The organism is Pseudomonas sp. Irchel 3F3, assembly GCF_900187545.1.
GTDB lineage: Bacteria > Pseudomonadota > Gammaproteobacteria > Pseudomonadales > Pseudomonadaceae > Aquipseudomonas > Aquipseudomonas fortuita.
Genome location: NZ_FYDS01000007.1, coordinates 109,396 through 124,650, shown reverse-complemented (window position 1 = coordinate 124,650; position 15,255 = coordinate 109,396). Strand labels below are relative to the sequence as shown.

General features: G+C 63.5%; 12 protein-coding genes. 7 read left to right on the top strand and 5 right to left on the bottom strand.

Annotated elements, in window-relative coordinates; all coding sequences use genetic code 11:
* The first annotated feature begins 24 nt into the window (after positions 1-24).
* From CKW35_RS16665 to yccS, 6 genes are all read left to right on the top strand, one after another.
* Positions 25-1,467, top strand: coding sequence for a TldD/PmbA family protein (locus CKW35_RS16665; protein ID WP_023046984.1), 1,443 nt, complete (start codon positions 25-27; stop codon positions 1,465-1,467).
* On the top strand, positions 1,467-2,786 hold the full coding sequence (locus CKW35_RS16660) for a TldD/PmbA family protein (RefSeq protein ID WP_095116425.1): 1,320 nt from the start codon (positions 1,467-1,469) through the stop codon (positions 2,784-2,786). The genes CKW35_RS16665 and CKW35_RS16660 overlap by 1 nt, the downstream gene beginning before the upstream one ends.
* A gap of 129 nt (positions 2,787-2,915) precedes the next feature.
* Positions 2,916-4,343, top strand: coding sequence for a multidrug transporter subunit MdtD (gene mdtD, locus CKW35_RS16655; protein WP_016489500.1), 1,428 nt, complete (start codon positions 2,916-2,918; stop codon positions 4,341-4,343).
* A 113-nt stretch (positions 4,344-4,456) separates the two neighbouring features.
* Positions 4,457-5,794, top strand: coding sequence for an ATP-dependent RNA helicase DbpA (dbpA, locus tag CKW35_RS16650; protein ID WP_231995348.1), 1,338 nt, complete (start codon positions 4,457-4,459; stop codon positions 5,792-5,794).
* A gap of 79 nt (positions 5,795-5,873) precedes the next feature.
* Positions 5,874-7,055, top strand: a complete 1,182-nt coding sequence (locus tag CKW35_RS16645; RefSeq protein ID WP_016489502.1) for an NAD(P)/FAD-dependent oxidoreductase — start codon at positions 5,874-5,876, stop codon at positions 7,053-7,055.
* A gap of 128 nt (positions 7,056-7,183) precedes the next feature.
* Positions 7,184-9,367, top strand: a complete 2,184-nt coding sequence (yccS, locus tag CKW35_RS16640) for a YccS family putative transporter (RefSeq protein ID WP_016489503.1) — start codon at positions 7,184-7,186, stop codon at positions 9,365-9,367.
* 111 nt (positions 9,368-9,478) lie between these two features.
* Here the strand turns inward: yccS and CKW35_RS16635 are convergent, their stop codons facing one another.
* The gene (locus CKW35_RS16635; protein WP_016489504.1) at positions 9,479-10,216 is read right to left on the bottom strand and encodes an ABC transporter substrate-binding protein; all 738 of its coding nucleotides are present in this window, start codon (positions 10,214-10,216) and stop codon (positions 9,479-9,481) included.
* Positions 10,217-10,371: 155 nt separating this feature from the next.
* Here CKW35_RS16635 and CKW35_RS16630 point away from each other — a divergent pair, with 155 nt between their 5' ends.
* Entirely contained in the window at positions 10,372-10,824 is a 453-nt protein-coding gene (locus tag CKW35_RS16630) for a GNAT family N-acetyltransferase (protein ID WP_095116556.1), read from the top strand.
* Positions 10,825-10,956: 132 nt separating this feature from the next.
* Here CKW35_RS16630 and CKW35_RS16625 read toward each other — a convergent pair whose 3' ends face one another.
* The 4 genes from CKW35_RS16625 to fba form a co-directional block, all read right to left on the bottom strand.
* On the bottom strand, positions 10,957-11,253 hold the full coding sequence (locus CKW35_RS16625) for a helix-turn-helix domain-containing protein (protein ID WP_016489506.1): 297 nt from the start codon (positions 11,251-11,253) through the stop codon (positions 10,957-10,959).
* A 12-nt stretch (positions 11,254-11,265) separates the two neighbouring features.
* On the bottom strand, positions 11,266-11,766 hold the full coding sequence (locus CKW35_RS16620; RefSeq protein WP_031311603.1) for a M48 family metallopeptidase: 501 nt from the start codon (positions 11,764-11,766) through the stop codon (positions 11,266-11,268).
* A gap of 39 nt (positions 11,767-11,805) precedes the next feature.
* A complete protein-coding gene (locus tag CKW35_RS16615) occupies positions 11,806-13,938 on the bottom strand; it encodes a bifunctional diguanylate cyclase/phosphodiesterase (RefSeq protein ID WP_095116423.1) in 2,133 nt (710 codons plus the stop codon).
* 214 nt (positions 13,939-14,152) lie between these two features.
* Complete coding sequence (gene fba / locus CKW35_RS16610) at positions 14,153-15,217, bottom strand: class II fructose-bisphosphate aldolase (protein WP_016501943.1); 1,065 nt, start codon at positions 15,215-15,217, stop codon at positions 14,153-14,155.
* Positions 15,218-15,255 lie beyond the last annotated feature (38 nt).

The following is a 15,255-nucleotide window of genomic DNA, read 5'->3' as shown; positions in this document are numbered from 1 at the left end:
CACCGTGTACACGGAGGCTTTTGCATGTTCGATTCCAGCGCCCTGCTGCGCCAGCGCTTTGCCGCGCTGCGCAGTACGGCCGAGTTGTTTTCCCTGCGCCATGTGAAACAGTCGCACCAGGCGCTGTCGGTTCGCCGCAATGTTGCCGAACCGCCGCTCTTCAGCCAGGACGAAGGCGCCATGCTCACCGCGCGGGTCAATGGCGTGGAGGCCTATGCGGCCACCGCCGACCTCTCCCAGGCTGGCCTGCAACGCGCATTGGAACAAGCCGAGGCGCTGGCCCGGCAGATTGCCCGACACAGCCTGCTGGACCTGCGCAACCAGCCGGTGACCAGCGCACGCCACGACCATATCTCGCCCAACTTCGACCAGCCCGTCCCCTCCCTCGCCGACTGCCTTGGCCTGCTCGCCGCCGAATCGGCCAGCGTGCCCAAAGACAGCCGTCTTGTGGACTGGCAGGCCAGTCTGGGCCTGAGCCTGGTGGAGCAAACCTACCTGAACTCCGCGGGCGCCGAACTGCGCCACGCACAGCGTTTCCTGTTCCCGGGGCTGGGCGTAACCGCCAGCGATGGCCAGGACAGCCAGAGCCGCAGCCTGGGCCGCGACAACTTCGGCCAGCAGGGCGGTTTCGAAATCATCGAGCGCTGCGGGCTGGTCGGCGCCGCCCGGCGGGTGGCCGACGAGGCACTGCAACTGCTGCTGGCCCCCAACACCCCCAGCGGCCCGCGCGACCTGCTGCTGATGCCCGACCAGATGATGCTGCAGATCCACGAGTCCATCGGCCACCCGCTGGAAATGGACCGCATCCTTGGCGACGAGCGCAACTACGCGGGCACCAGCTTCGTCAAAGCCAGCGACTTCGGCCACCTGCAGTACGGCTCCCGTCTGTTGAACGTGACCTTCGACCCGACCATCGGCGAAGAACTGGCCAGCTACAGCTTTGATGATGACGGCACCCCGGCCAGCAAGCAGTTCCTGATCCGCGACGGCTTGCTGCTGCGCCCACTGGGCGGCGCGCTGTCGCAGTTCCGCTCAGGCCTGGACGGCGTGGCCAACAGCCGCGCCTGTGGCTGGAACCGTGCGCCGATCGACCGTATGGCCAACCTCAACATCGAGCCGGGTGACCAGAGCCTGCACCAGCTGATCCAGGGCATCGAGCACGGCATCCTGATGCGTACCAACCGCTCCTGGTCCATCGACGATGCGCGCAACAAGTTCCAGTTTGGCTGTGAATGGGGCCAGTTGATTGAAAACGGCGAGCTCAAAGGCATCGTCAAAAACCCCAACTACCGTGGCATCTCCGCGCAGTTCTGGCGCAACCTGTCGGCGGTCGGCGACCGCAGTACCTTCCAGGTGCTGGGCACGCCCAACTGCGGCAAGGGCGAACCCAACCAGGTGGTGCGGGTCGGCCACGCATCGCCGGCCTGTGTGTTCCGCCAGATCGATGTATTCGGAGGAGACGCCTGATGAAGCACGCTTTCGAAACCCTGGTTGCGGATGTGCGCGCCGCCCTGCAAGCAGGCGAGCAGTTCACCCTCGGCTACAGCGCAGAGCAGTCGCAATTCGTGCGCTTCAATCACGCCAAGGTTCGCCAGGCCGGTGAAGTGAGCCAGGCCAGCGCGCAGCTGCGGCTGGTGCGCGATGGGCGCCAGGCGGAACAGCAGGTGACCTTGAGTGGCGACGTGCAACTGGATCGCCAGCGCCTGAGCGATGCGCTTGAGCAGCTGCGCCAGACCTTGCCGCTGCTGGCCCTCGACCCTTACCTGCGCCTGGACGAAAGCGCCTGGCACAGCCACAGCCAGCAGGAACACCCCCTGCCCGCACTGGACGAAGTACTGGCCCTGCTCGACCGTGAAGCTGGCGACCTGGACCTGGTCGGCATCTACGCCGCCGGCCCGATCTGCCGGGGCTTTGCCAGTTCCTTCGGGGCCTTCGGCTGGCACCAGGCCAACAGCTTCAACTTTGACTGGAGCCTGTTCCACGAAAACGGCCAGGCGGTGAAGGCCAACTGTGCCGGCCAGCTGTGGAGCGCCGACGACTTCATCGCACGCTTGCGCCAGGCACGTGAACAACTGGGCTTCCTAGGTCGCCCGGCGGTCACCCTCAAGCCCGGCAGCTACCGCGCCTACCTGGCGCCTGCGGCCATGGACGAAATTGCCGGCATGTTGTGCTGGGGCGGGTTTTCCGCCCAGGCCCTCGCCACCGGCAACAGCGCCTTGCAGCGCCTGTACAACGGCGATGCACGGTTAAGCCCGCTGGTGAGCTTCACCGAACAGGTCAGCGGCTCGCTGAGCCCGGCGTTTTCCGATGAAGGAGCGCCACGCCTGGATGTGCCGTTGATCCAGCAAGGCGCAGCGCTGCAACGCTTGGTCAGTGCGCGCAGTGCGGCCGAGTTCGAACTGCAGGCCAACGGTGCCGACAGCTACGAGTCGCCCTGCGCGCTCAGCCTGGCGCCTGGCAACCTGGCCAGCGAACAGATCCTTGAGCGGCTAGGCACCGGGCTGTACATCAGCAACCTGTGGTACCTGAACTACTCTGACCTGCCGGCAGCGCGGATGACCGGGCTGACCCGCTTCGCGACCTTCTGGGTGGAAAACGGGCAGATCCAGGGGCCGGTGAGCACCATGCGCTTCGATGACAGCCTGTACAGCCTGCTGGGTAGCCAGCTGGAGGACCTGACCCGGGAGCGCGAGATGATCTTGTCGACCAGCACCTATGGGCAGCGCAGCACCGGGTCGAGTCATTTACCCGGGGCACTGGTCAAAGGCCTGACCCTGACATTGTGATTGGCATTACCGACCCTTTCGCGGGGCAAGCCCGCTTCCACAGAGATCTCACCACATCAGAGGGCAGTGGAGATCTTGTGGGAGCGGGCTTGCCCCGCGAAGAGGCCGGCACAGACAAAAGAGGACGTCATGCCTGAGCGCACCCCGCTGGACCCCGTCACCGCCCGCTGGATCCCCTGGGTGGTAGCCATCGCTTTCTTCATGCAATCCCTGGACGGCACCATCCTCAACACTGCGCTGCCGGCCATGGCCCGTTCACTCGCTGAAGACCCGCTGCGCATGCAGGGTGTGATCATCGCCTACATGCTCACGGTGGCCCTGCTGATCCCCGCCTCGGGCTGGATTGCAGACCGCTTTGGCACCAAGCGCATCTTCTTCAGCGCCATCTTGCTGTTCAGCTTCGGCTCGCTGCTGTGCGCCGCCGCCAACAGCCTCGGTTTTCTGATCTTCGCCCGCGTCGTGCAGGGCCTGGGCGGTGCGCTGATGCTGCCGGTGGGGCGGCTGGTGGTGCTGCGCGCCTACCCGCGCAGCGAGCTGGTGCGGATCATGAGCTTCATCACCATTCCAGGCCTGCTCGGGCCATTGCTAGGGCCAACCGTCGGCGGCTGGCTGGTGGAAATCCTCAGCTGGCACTGGATCTTCCTGCTCAACCTGCCAGTAGGGCTGATCGGCTGCATTGCCGTGTGGAAGTTCATCCCGGACCTGCGCGGCGCGGAACGAACCTCGTTCGACGGCCCTGGATTCCTGCTGTTTGGCGCAGCCATGGTACTCATCACCATCGCCATGGAAGGCCTGGGCGAATTGCACCTGCCGCACCTGCGGGTGATGTTGCTGCTGTTCGCCGGCATGGCCTGCCTGGCCGCCTACTGGCTGCGTGCAGGGCGCGACCCCGAGCCGCTGTTCTCGCCCAGCCTGTTCCGCGTGCGCACCTTCGCCATCGGGATCCTCGGCAACCTGTTCGCTCGCCTGGGTAGCGGCGCCCTGCCGTTCCTCGTGCCGTTGCTGCTGCAGGTGGCGCTGGGCTACTCGCCGGCGCAGGCCGGCATGAGCATGATCCCGCTGGCAGCGGCGGCCATGCTGGCCAAGTCGATTGCCCGGCCGCTGATCGAACGGTTCGGTTATCGCATCATTCTCACTGGCAACACGTTGCTGCTGGGGGTGCTGCTGGCAAGCCTGGGGCTGGTGGACGAGCAGACGCCCTATTGGCTGCTGCTGGTCCAACTTGGCCTTCTGGGCGCGGTGAACTCCATGCAGTTCACCGCGATGAACACGGTTACCCTGATCGACCTCGACGACGCCAGCGCCAGCAGTGGCAACAGCCTGCTGTCAGTAGTCGCACAGTTGGCGCTGAGCTTGGGCGTAGCCTGTGCCGGCGCCCTGCTGGGCGGCTTTACCGCAGCGGGCAGTGCCGAAGGCGTGGAGACCACCCTCGGCGCCTTCCAGCTGACGTTTGTCACCATTGGCATAATGGCGATGCTGGCGGCAGCGATCTTCCTGCAACTGGCGCCGACGGACGGAAGGCGTGCCCGTCGTCCGGAACAACACATGGAACCGTAGGGCGAATGGCCACGAGGCTGGTAGACTGTGCGGCATTTTTTCGCTTCGCAACGCAGGCCCGCCTCGTGACCACCGAATCCACCGCCTTTGCCACTTTGCCGTTGTCCGCCGCCATGCTGGCGAACCTGGACGCCCTCGGCTATGCCTCGATGACGCCGATCCAGGCCCAAAGCCTGCCCGTCATCCTCAAGGGTCAGGACCTGATCGCCCAGGCCAAGACCGGCAGCGGCAAGACCGCCGCCTTCGGCATCGGCCTGCTCAACCCGATCAACCCGCGCTACTTCGGCTGCCAGGCGCTGGTGCTGTGCCCTACCCGCGAGCTCGCCGACCAGGTGGCCAAAGAGCTGCGCCGCCTGGCCCGCGCCGAGGACAACATCAAGATCCTGACCCTGTGCGGTGGCGTTTCGCTGGGCCCGCAGATCGCTTCGCTGGAGCACGGTGCGCACATCATCGTCGGCACCCCGGGGCGCATCCAGCAGCACCTGGACAAAGGCACCCTGGTGCTCGACGGCCTGAACACGCTGGTGCTGGACGAAGCCGACCGCATGCTCGACATGGGTTTCTTCGACGCCATCGCCAGCATCATCGGCAAGACCCCATCGCGCCGCCAGACCCTGCTGTTCTCGGCCACCTACCCGTCCGGCATCAAGCAGCTGGCCGCCGACTTCATGCGCAACCCGCAACAGGTCAAGGTCGAGAGCCTGCACACCGACAACCAGATCGAACAGAGCTTCATCGAGATCGACCCACAGCACCGCCTTGAAGCCGTCACCCGTGTGCTCGGCCACTACCGCCCGCAATCCTGCGTGGCGTTCTGCTTCACCAAGCAGCAGTGCGAGGACGTGGTTGCCCACCTGACGGCCAAGGGCATCGTCGCCCAAGCCTTGCACGGTGACCTGGAGCAGCGCGACCGTGACCAGGTACTGGCCATGTTCGCCAACCGCAGCAGCTCGGTGCTGGTGGCCACCGACGTGGCCGCACGCGGCCTGGACATCGATGGCCTGGACATGGTCATTAACGTGGAACTGGCGCGTGATGCAGAAATCCACGTGCACCGCGTGGGCCGTACAGGCCGTGCCGGCGAGAAAGGTGTTGCGGTCAGCCTGGTGGCGCCAGCCGAAGGCCACCGTGCCCAGGCCATCGAAGACCTGCAGAAAAGCCCGCTGCGCTGGGACTCGCTGGACAGCTTGAAGAACAAGGGCGGCGAACCGCTGCTGCCCGTGATGACTACGCTGTGCATTGCCGCAGGCCGCAAGGACAAACTGCGCCCTGGGGATATTCTTGGTGCGCTGACCGGTGATGCCGGCATCCCGGGCAAGCAGGTGGGCAAGATTGCCATCTTCGACTTCCAGGCGTTTGTTGCCGTCGAGCGCGCCCTGGCCAAGCAGGCCATGCAGCGGCTGAACAGCGGCAAGATCAAGGGCCGCGCCCTGAAAGTCCGTATTCTCTAAAATTCGGCAAGGTCCCTGTGGGCGCTCCGATTAACCCGCTTCCACAGGGTTCAGCATTTCAAATCTGAAGGTTCATACCGTGCACTCCACCGACGTGATCATCCTCGGCGCCGGCGCCGCAGGCCTGATGTGCGCCCAGCTCAGCGCCCGCCGTGGCCGCCGGGTGCTGCTGCTCGACCACGCCAACAAGCCCGGCAAAAAAATTCTCATGTCCGGCGGCGGCCGCTGCAATTTCACCAACATGTACACCGAGCCAGCCAACTTTCTGTCGCACAACGCGCACTTCTGCAAGTCGGCCCTGGCCCGCTACACCCAGTGGGACTTCATCGAACTGGTGTGCAAGCATGGCGTTGCGTATCACGAGAAGAAACTCGGCCAGCTGTTCTGCGACAACAAGGCCAGCGACATCCTCGACATGCTGCTGGCCGAATGCGACGAGGCCGGCGCCGAGATCCGCATGCACACCAGCATCGAACACATCGAGAAGACCGAAAGCGGCTACCTGCTGCAGACCAGCGGCGGCCAGTTCGCCTGCCAGTCACTGGTAATCGCCACCGGCGGCCTGTCGATCCCGACCCTGGGCGCCACCGGCTTCGGCTACCAGGTGGCGCGCCAGTTTGGCCACACCCTGCTGCCAACCCGCGCCGGGCTGGTGCCGTTCACCATCACCGAGCCCCAACTCAAGGCACTGTGCACCGAGTTGTCCGGCACCTCGCTGGACTGCACCGCCAGCTGCAACGGCACCAGCTTCCGCGAGAACCTGCTGTTCACCCACCGCGGGCTGAGCGGCCCGGCGATCTTGCAGATTTCGTCGTTCTGGGAAGCCGGTGACACGGTCGAGATCAACCTGCTGCCGGACCGCGATGCGCTGACCTGGCTGCAACAAATGCAGGCCGAACGTGCCAATGCCGAGCTGAAGACCGTGCTGGGCGAGGTATTCACCCGCAAGCTGGCCAACCTGCTGGCCGAGCAATGGTTCGAGTCCAGGCCGATGAAGCAGTACACCCCTGCGGAACTGGCACAGATCGCCGAAAAACTGGCGAACTGGCAAGTGGTGCCGGCCGGCACCGAAGGCTACCGCACCGCCGAAGTGACCCTGGGCGGCGTGGATACCCGCGAGGTGTCGTCCAAGACCATGGAATCGCTGAAAAGCCCCGGGCTGTATTTCATCGGGGAAGTGCTGGATGTCACTGGCCACCTGGGTGGCTTCAACTTCCAGTGGGCGTGGGCGTCGGCCAACGCCGCAGCGCAGTTCGTGTAGAGTAGAATCCATTCAGCAGCACGGAACGCTTCTTGCTGGCCCGTGCTTGGAGCCGTTACTGGGGCCGCCGCGCGCCCCAATAACCGGCCCTGAAAGGTATTCTTCTGATCACTGCCTAGCAGGCCATCATGTCATCGAGCTCGTTCCGTCAGTCACTGCGTCGCCTGTGGGGCCAAGACAAGTTCAGCTACAGCATCCGGGTCACCATCGCCCTCACCGGCAGCCTGGCCCTGTGCTGGTACCAGAACGAGATGGCCCTGCTGATTCCGCTGTTCCTCGGCATTATCGCCAGCGCCCTGGCCGAAACCGACGATAGCTGGCAGGGCCGCCTCAGCGCCCTGGCCGTTACATTGGTGTGTTTCGCCATCGCTGCACTGGCGGTCGAGTTGCTGTTCCCCTACCCCTGGATCTTTGCCGTCGCCCTGGCCTTGGCGGCGTTTGGCCTGACCATGCTCGGCGCCTTGGGCGAGCGCTATGGTGCGATTGCCTCGGCGACACTGATCACGGCGGTTTACACCATGATCGGGGTGGACCAGCGCGGTGGCCAAGTCACGGACTTCTGGCACGAACCGCTGCTGCTGGTGGCTGGGGCGGCCTGGTACGGGCTGCTTTCGGTACTGTGGCAGGCACTGTTTTCCAACCAGCCTGTGCAGCAGAGCCTGGCCAAGCTGTTCTTCGAACTGGGCAGTTACCTCAAGCTCAAGGCCAGCCTGTTCGAGCCCATCCGCACCCTCGACGTCGAGGCCAGGCGCCTGGAGCTGGCCCAGCAGAACGGCAAGGTGGTGGCAGCGCTCAACGCAGCCAAGGAGATCATCCTGCACCGGGTGGGCAACAGCCAGCCGAACTCCAAGGTCAGCCGCTACCTGAAGCTGTACTTCCTGGCCCAGGACATTCACGAGCGGGTCAGTGCCTCGCACTACCCCTACAACGGCCTGACCGAGGCGTTTTTCCACAGCGACGTGATGTTCCGCTGCCAGCGCCTGCTGCGTAAACAAGGCTCGTCCTGCCAGGAGCTGGCCCGCTCGATCCGCCTGCGCCAGCCGTTTGTGCTGGCCAGTGGTTACCCAGAAGCCCTCGAAGACCTCAACGCTTCGCTGGAGCACCTGCGCCTCCAGAACAACCCGGCCTGGCGCAGCCTTTTGCGCTCGCTGCGGGCGCTGGCCGCCAACCTGGCAACACTGGACCGCCTGCTGAGCGCCGCCAGCAACCCGGACAGCCTGGCCGATGCCAGCGACAGCAGCCTGCTCGACCGCTCGCCTCGCTCGCTGAAAGACGTATGGACACGCCTGCGCACCCAGCTCACGCCGACCTCGCTGTTGTTCCGCCATGCCCTGCGCCTGCCGCTGGCGCTGTCGATCGGCTACGGCATGGTGCACCTGATTCACCCGACCCAGGGCTACTGGATCATCCTGACCACGCTGTTCGTGTGCCAGCCCAACTACGGGGCAACCCGGCGCAAACTGGTGCAGCGAATTTTCGGCACCGCCGTCGGCCTGACAGTGGGCTGGGCCTTGTTCGACCTGTTCCCCAACCCGGTCATCCAGTCTTTGTTCGCCGTGGTCGCCGGGGTGGTGTTCTTCGTCAACCGCACCACCCGCTACACCTTGGCCACGGCCGCGATCACCTTGATGGTGCTGTTCTGCTTCAATCAGATCGGCGATGGCTATGGGCTGTTCCTGCCACGCTTGTTCGATACCCTGGTGGGCAGCCTGATCGCCATTCTGGCGGTGTTCCTGTTCCTGCCTGACTGGCAAGGACGACGGTTGAACAAGGCACTGGCCAATACCCTGGCCTGCGCCAGCGTGTACCTGCGCCAGATCATGCAGCAGTATGCCCATGGCAAGCGGGACGACCTGGCCTACCGCCTGGCCCGGCGCAATGCCCATAACGCCGACGCGGCGCTGTCCACTACCCTGGCCAACATGCTGATGGAGCCAGGGCATTTCCGAAAGGAGGCCGACGTTGGCTTCCGCTTCCTGGTGTTGTCGCACACCTTGCTCAGCTACCTCTCGGGGTTGGGCGCGCACCGCGACACGGCCTTGCCGGCAGAGGTGCAGGAGCAGTTGATCGAAGGCGCCGGGCAAAGCCTGGCCAGCAGCCTGGACGAGATTGCCAACGGCCTGGCCGCGCGGTTACCGGTGGCCATTCACAGCGATGCTGAAGAGGCGCTGGCCAATGCACTGGAGCAGATGCCGGAAGAGCTGGATGAACATCAGCGGTTGGTGCAAACACAGTTGGCGTTGATTTGCCGGCAGTTGGGGCCGTTGCGGACCTTGGCGGCACACCTGATCAAGGAAGGTGCTCCGGCCTGATTTTTGGGTGCCTGTGATTGCCTCTTCGCGGGTAAACCCGCTCCCACAGGGACTTCACAGGGCTTGAGACATATGGAGTGCCCGCGAAGAGGCCGGCACAGGCGATACAGATCAGAAGCCATGCTGGCGCATTAGCCGGGCATAGCTGCCATCGGCCTTCATCGCCGCAATCGCCTGCTCGAAGCGCTCGACGATGCGCTTATGTTCCGGGTGCTTCAGGCTCACCAGAATATGCAGGGTGTTCTCCCCTAGCGGCGGCTCGACCAGCATCACCCCATCACGCACTTCCTGCGGCTCACGCTGCAGGTTGTAGCGGGCCACATACTCGTCTTCCACCGCCAGGTTCACCCGCCCTGCCGCCAGCATTCGCACCGCCGATGAAAAGTTGCGCACCGGCACCTTGTGCAGACGGGTATCGCCGTCAAATTCCGGCGAGTAGGCGTAATCACGCACCACGGCGATGCTGTAGGCGTACAAATCCGACTGGCGCTTGTAGTGGAATGTCTCACCCTTGCGTTGCAACAGATGAATACGGTTAGTCAGGTAAGCGTTGGAAAACTGCCCGATGTTGGCGCGTGAGTCGTTGTACCAGGCATTGATCAGTACGTCGTAGCGCCCCTCACCTACCCCCAGCAGCGCCCGCGCCCAGGGCGCCTCTTCATAGCCGCTGGTGTAGCCGGCACGGGCCAGCGCCGTGGTGACGATGCTGGTCGCCAGGCCGCCGCCCGGCATATTGGCATCAGTAAACGGTGGCCAGCTATCAGCCACCAGGCGCAGCTTGCCGTGACCCGGTGCGGGGGTTGCCAGCATCATTGCCAGTAACCCCAGAACACAAAGCAGTGGCCGCATGCTCACGTCCTTTCGTTATGGAGGGCACACACTGCCGACGAGATTACACAAAGCTGCCGCCGAGGGCAGCCGCCAATAGTGTCATTTAGCCTCTATTTTGGCCGAAGGGCATAGACCATGCGATGATCGAAGGCCCACTCAAGGAGTTCGCGCCAATGTCCGTCGACTGGCTCTGCAAGCACCACACCGACCTCGGCAAAGACCAGCTGTACGCCATTCTGCAATTGCGCACGGAAGTGCTCGTGGTGGAGCAGCGCTGCGCCTATCAGGAAGTCGATGGCCAGGACCTTACGGACGATACCCTGCACCTCATGGCCTGGCAGGATGACAAGCTGGTGGCGTACGTGCGCCTGCTCGATCCGCAGTCCCAAGGCGGGGATGTGGTGATCGGGCGAGTGGTGACTTCACCTGCGGCACGCGAGTCAGGTCTTGAAGAACAGCTGCTGCTCAAAGGGCTAGAGGCAGCGGAGCATTGCTGGCCGGGGGTGCCGGTCTACCTGTCGGCGCAGACGCATTTGCAGGCGTTTTATGCCAGCCATGGGTTTGCGGTGGTGGGCGAGGAACATCTTGAAGATGACATCCCGCACATCGGGATGCGCAAAGGCTGACATTGCCAGGGGTGCTTTGCACCCCTTTCGTCGGCAAGCCAGCTCCCACAGGTTCCGCGCAGGCCTCAGAGACACGCCTTATCTTTGGGAGCTGGCTTGCCGGCGATGAGGCCAGTACAGACGCCAGAAATCTCAGGGGTAACCCAGCACTTCGCGGATCTGGCGCAAGTGGCGGATGATCCACTGCTTGTCGATCGCCCCCCAGTCATGAATGCGGTAATGCCCGGCGTGGTTGCGTGCACCTTCCAGCTGTTCGAACTCGCAGACGATGTCCAGGTCGGCCAGCGCGGCGATGGTGTCCTGGGCCGTGCGCCGTGGCATGCCGGTAGCCTCCATCAGGGCGGGCACGCTGGTCGCGGTCTGGCTGTCAATCAGCCAGGCGACGTACAGGCGACGGTAGAAGCTGCTCTTGGTCTTGCTCACTTCCATGCTGCGTGGTCCTTAGCAGTTGCCCGGCAGCTCCCGATAGGTCAGGTAGACGCGCAGGTCGAATTCCAGTTGGTGGTAGTCCGGCTCCATGTGCTGGCAGAGCTGGTAGAACGCCTTGTTGTGATCGCGCTCGCGCAGGTGCGCCAGTTCGTGCACCACGATCATGCGCAAGAACTGCGGCGCAGCCTCCTTGAATAGCGAGGCAATGCGGATTTCCTTCTTCGCCTTGAGCTTGCCGCCCTGCACCCGCGACACTGCCGTGTTCAGGCCCAAGGCCCGGTGGGTCAGGTCGAGACGGTTGTCGAACAGCACCTTGTCGAGGTTCGGCGCACTGCGCAGGTACTGCTGGCGCAGATCCTGGGCATAGCCATACAGCGCCTTGTCGCTTTGCACATCATGGCGGTCGGGGTAGCGGCGCTGCAGGTAGTCACCCAGGCGGTCGCTGTCGATCATCTGCCGCACCTGCTCTTGCAGGTGCGGAGGGTAGGCTTGCAGATAACGTAATACGGTCATGGCGCTGCATTCGGCGTAACGAATGCCGATTCTAGCCAATCATGGCCCAGGCCAGGAGAAAATTGCCGGAAAGCCGCTGGCATCCGCCGCGGTCATCGGGTGAGCCACCAGAAAACCCTGCACATACTCGCAACCATTGGCCTTCAGCCAGGCCGCCTGGGCCAGGGTTTCAACACCCTCGGCGATCACCGTGATGCCGTAGTCGGCGCACAGGCCGATCACACTGCGGACCAAGGCAGCATCCACCGCCGAATCAGGCAAGCGCGCCACCAGGTGGCGGTCGAGCTTCAAGGTGTCGATCGGCAAGTCACGCAGCATGCGCAACGAACAGTCGCCTGCGCCAAAATCGTCCAGGGCCACACGTACCCCCAGCTCACGCAAGCGGTGTATCTGCTTGATAGCTGCATCAATGTTGTACATCAGCGAGGTTTCCGCGACTTCCACCTCCAGCTGCGCCGGGTCAAGCTGGTAAAGCTGGATCACCCGCTGCAACTCTTCGACCAGGCCGGGCATGACAAACTGCGCGCGGCTCAGGCTGATGCCGAGCACAAGGTCTGCCGGGAAGCGTTCGTACCAGGCCTGGCGCTGGGCCGCCCCCTGGCGGTAGATCCAGCTGGCCAGGCGGTTGATCAGGCGTGCTTCTTCCAGCAACGGAATGAACAGCCCCGGCGGTACGTCGCCCACGCTGGGATGCTGCCAGCGCAACAAGGCCTCGAAGCCACGCAGACGGCCATCAATGAAAGACACCTGCGGCTGATACACCAAGGTGAAATCCTGCTGTTCGATGGCGGTGCGCACACCGTCTTCCAGCATCAGCCGCGAGCGCGCCCGGCCGTTGAGCTCCTGGTCGTAGAAACGGTACTGCTGGCGCCCAGCCTGCTTGGCGGCGTACATCGCCGCATCGGCTGCGCGCAGCAGGCCTTCGACATTGGCTCCGCAGTCCGGGTAGGTGGCAATGCCGATGCTGACCCCAAGGCACACATCAAGCCCTTCGATCTGGTGGCTGATCGAAATACGCTCAAGCAATTGCTCGGCATAGCGCCCGGCCTGTTCGGGATAGGGCAGGCTGTCGAAAAGCGCGGTGAATTCATCCCCTCCCATTCGTGCCAGCAGGGCCTGGCTGCCCAGGCAATCCTTCAGTTGCTCGCCCACCCAACGCAGCACACGGTCACCGGTGTCGTGGCCCAACGAGTCGTTGATGCGCTTGAAGCCATCCAGGTCCATGTACATCAATGCCTGCGCCTTGTCCGAGCGCTCGTTGCGCAGCAACGCACCTTCGGCAGCCTGGTAGAAACCACGGCGGTTGAGCAGGCCGGTCAGCGGGTCGGTGACGGCCTGATATTCCAGCTGCTGGTGCAGGTTGCGCACCACCGACATGTCTAGCACGGTGACAACCATGGCCTTCTGGTCCGCCGGCAACGGTGCGCAGGACAACGCCACCGGCACCAGTTCGCCATCGAGGGTACGCAACTGAGCATCATGCACGCGGAAAATACGCCGCCCCAGGTAGGCCTGGTAGAAGTCAGACTCCGCCCACAGGCTGGCACTGGCCAGTTGCACGAGGTCGAGCAGGTGTACCCCCTGAAAATGCTGCACCGGGGCCGCCAGCAAGCGCGAAATGGCCGGGTTGGCAAAACTGATCACGCCCTGGGCATCCACCACCAGAATGCCCTCGGCAGCGTTCTCCAGGACCGACGCATTGAACGCCCTGGCTGCCTCCAGCTCGCGGGTCAGGCGCTGCAGCATGCGCCGGTTGCGCTGCTGGTCGAGCAAGGCCTGGACCTTGGGCTTGAGAATTTGCGGGTCGAACGGTTTGAACATGTAGTCCACAGCGCCGCTGGCGTACCCTTTGAGTACGGCCGCTTCGGACTGTTCGTTGGCGGTGAGGAATATGATCGGTGTCAGCCGGGTGCGCTGGCTGCCACGCATAAGCCGGGCGACTTCGAAACCATCCATCTCCGGCATCTGTACATCCAGCAACACCAGGTCGACATCGTGTTCGAGCAACGCACTCAAGGCTTCCGTCCCCGAGCTTGCCGTCAACACCTGCCAATCCTGCCGGGCCAGCAACGCCCGCATGCTGATGAGGTTCTCGGGGTAGTCATCTACCACCAGAAGGACCGAGCTGCCATCCAGTGGCTGTGGTTGAACTTGAGCTTGAGCGCCATCCATGCTGCTTCTCTGTTATGTGACCGACTTCAAAATACGGTTGGATCCATGAGTACTCTAGCCCTGAGGTGTCAACACGCAATGGAATCAGAACGCTATCAGTGGTTCAACTGTACGGTAGCCGACTAACGGTCGGTTTGCCGGAATTATGTTCCGCCTTTTTGTTGCCCATAAAAAAACCCGCATCGCTGCGGGTTTTTTTACTGCTGCCAGTCGATCAGTTGACCTTGGCGGCCAGCTCACCTTTCAGGTAGCGCTGGTACATGCCTTCCAGGGAGATCGGCTTGATCTTCGAGGCATTACCGGCAGTGCCGAAGGCTTCGTAACGGGCGATGCACACGTCACGCATGGCCTTGACGGTTTCACCGAAGAACTTGCGTGGGTCGAATTCGCTCGGGTTTTGCGCCATCAGGCGACGCATTGCACCGGTGGACGCCAGGCGCAGGTCGGTGTCGATGTTGACCTTGCGCACGCCGTGCTTGATGCCTTCGACGATCTCTTCGACCGGTACGCCGTAGGTTTCCTTGATGTCGCCGCCGTACTGGTTGATGATCGCCAGCCACTCTTGCGGGACCGAGGAAGAACCGTGCATCACCAGGTGGGTGTTGGGGATGCGCTTGTGGATTTCCTTGATGCGGTCAATGGCCAGCACGTCACCGGTAGGTGGCTTGGTGAACTTGTAAGCACCGTGGCTGGTACCGATGGCGATCGCCAAGGCGTCCACCTGGGTCTTCTTGACGAAATCGGCCGCTTCTTCCGGGTCGGTCAGCATCTGGCTGTGGTCCAGCACGCCTTCGGCACCGATGCCGTCTTCTTCACCGGCCATGCCGGTTTCCAGCGAACCCAGGCAGCCCAGCTCGCCCTCAACCGAAACGCCGCAAGCGTGCGCCATGGCAACGGTTTGCTGAGTAACGCGGACGTTGTACTCGTAGTCGGTCGGGGTCTTGCCGTCTTCACCCAGCGAGCCGTCCATCATCACCGAGCTGAAGCCCAGCTGGATGGAGCGCTGGCAAACGTCAGGGCTGGTGCCGTGGTCCTGGTGCATGCACACCGGGATGTGCGGGAATTCTTCGATGGCGGCCAGGATCAGGTGACGCAGGAACGGGGCACCGGCGTATTTGCGGGCGCCGGCCGAGGCCTGGACGATCACCGGGGAGTCGGTCTTGTCAGCCGCTTCCATGATGGCGCGCATCTGCTCGAGGTTGTTGACGTTGAAAGCTGGTACGCCGTAACCGAACTCGGCGGCGTGGTCCAGCATCTGGCGCATGCTAATGAGTGCCATTGTGTATCTCTCTCCCGACAAGCGTCGTTTGTTTCGTG

What these genes read in the sequence shown, in the direction of transcription:
- CKW35_RS16625 (WP_016489506.1), bottom strand. Translation starts at nt 11,253, where the DNA reads ATGGAAGTGAGCAAGACCAAGAGCAGCTTCTACCGTCGCCTGTACGTC.
- CKW35_RS16665 (WP_023046984.1), top strand. Translation starts at nt 25, where the DNA reads ATGTTCGATTCCAGCGCCCTGCTGCGCCAGCGCTTTGCCGCGCTGCGC.
- CKW35_RS16660 (WP_095116425.1), top strand. Translation starts at nt 1,467, where the DNA reads ATGAAGCACGCTTTCGAAACCCTGGTTGCGGATGTGCGCGCCGCCCTG.
- CKW35_RS16615 (WP_095116423.1), bottom strand. Translation starts at nt 13,938, where the DNA reads ATGGATGGCGCTCAAGCTCAAGTTCAACCACAGCCACTGGATGGCAGC.
- CKW35_RS16620 (WP_031311603.1), bottom strand. Translation starts at nt 11,766, where the DNA reads ATGACCGTATTACGTTATCTGCAAGCCTACCCTCCGCACCTGCAAGAG.
- fba (WP_016501943.1), bottom strand. Translation starts at nt 15,217, where the DNA reads ATGGCACTCATTAGCATGCGCCAGATGCTGGACCACGCCGCCGAGTTC.
- CKW35_RS16635 (WP_016489504.1), bottom strand. Translation starts at nt 10,216, where the DNA reads ATGCGGCCACTGCTTTGTGTTCTGGGGTTACTGGCAATGATGCTGGCA.
- dbpA (WP_231995348.1), top strand. Translation starts at nt 4,457, where the DNA reads ATGCTGGCGAACCTGGACGCCCTCGGCTATGCCTCGATGACGCCGATC.
- CKW35_RS16630 (WP_095116556.1), top strand. Translation starts at nt 10,372, where the DNA reads ATGTCCGTCGACTGGCTCTGCAAGCACCACACCGACCTCGGCAAAGAC.
- yccS (WP_016489503.1), top strand. Translation starts at nt 7,184, where the DNA reads ATGTCATCGAGCTCGTTCCGTCAGTCACTGCGTCGCCTGTGGGGCCAA.
- mdtD (WP_016489500.1), top strand. Translation starts at nt 2,916, where the DNA reads ATGCCTGAGCGCACCCCGCTGGACCCCGTCACCGCCCGCTGGATCCCC.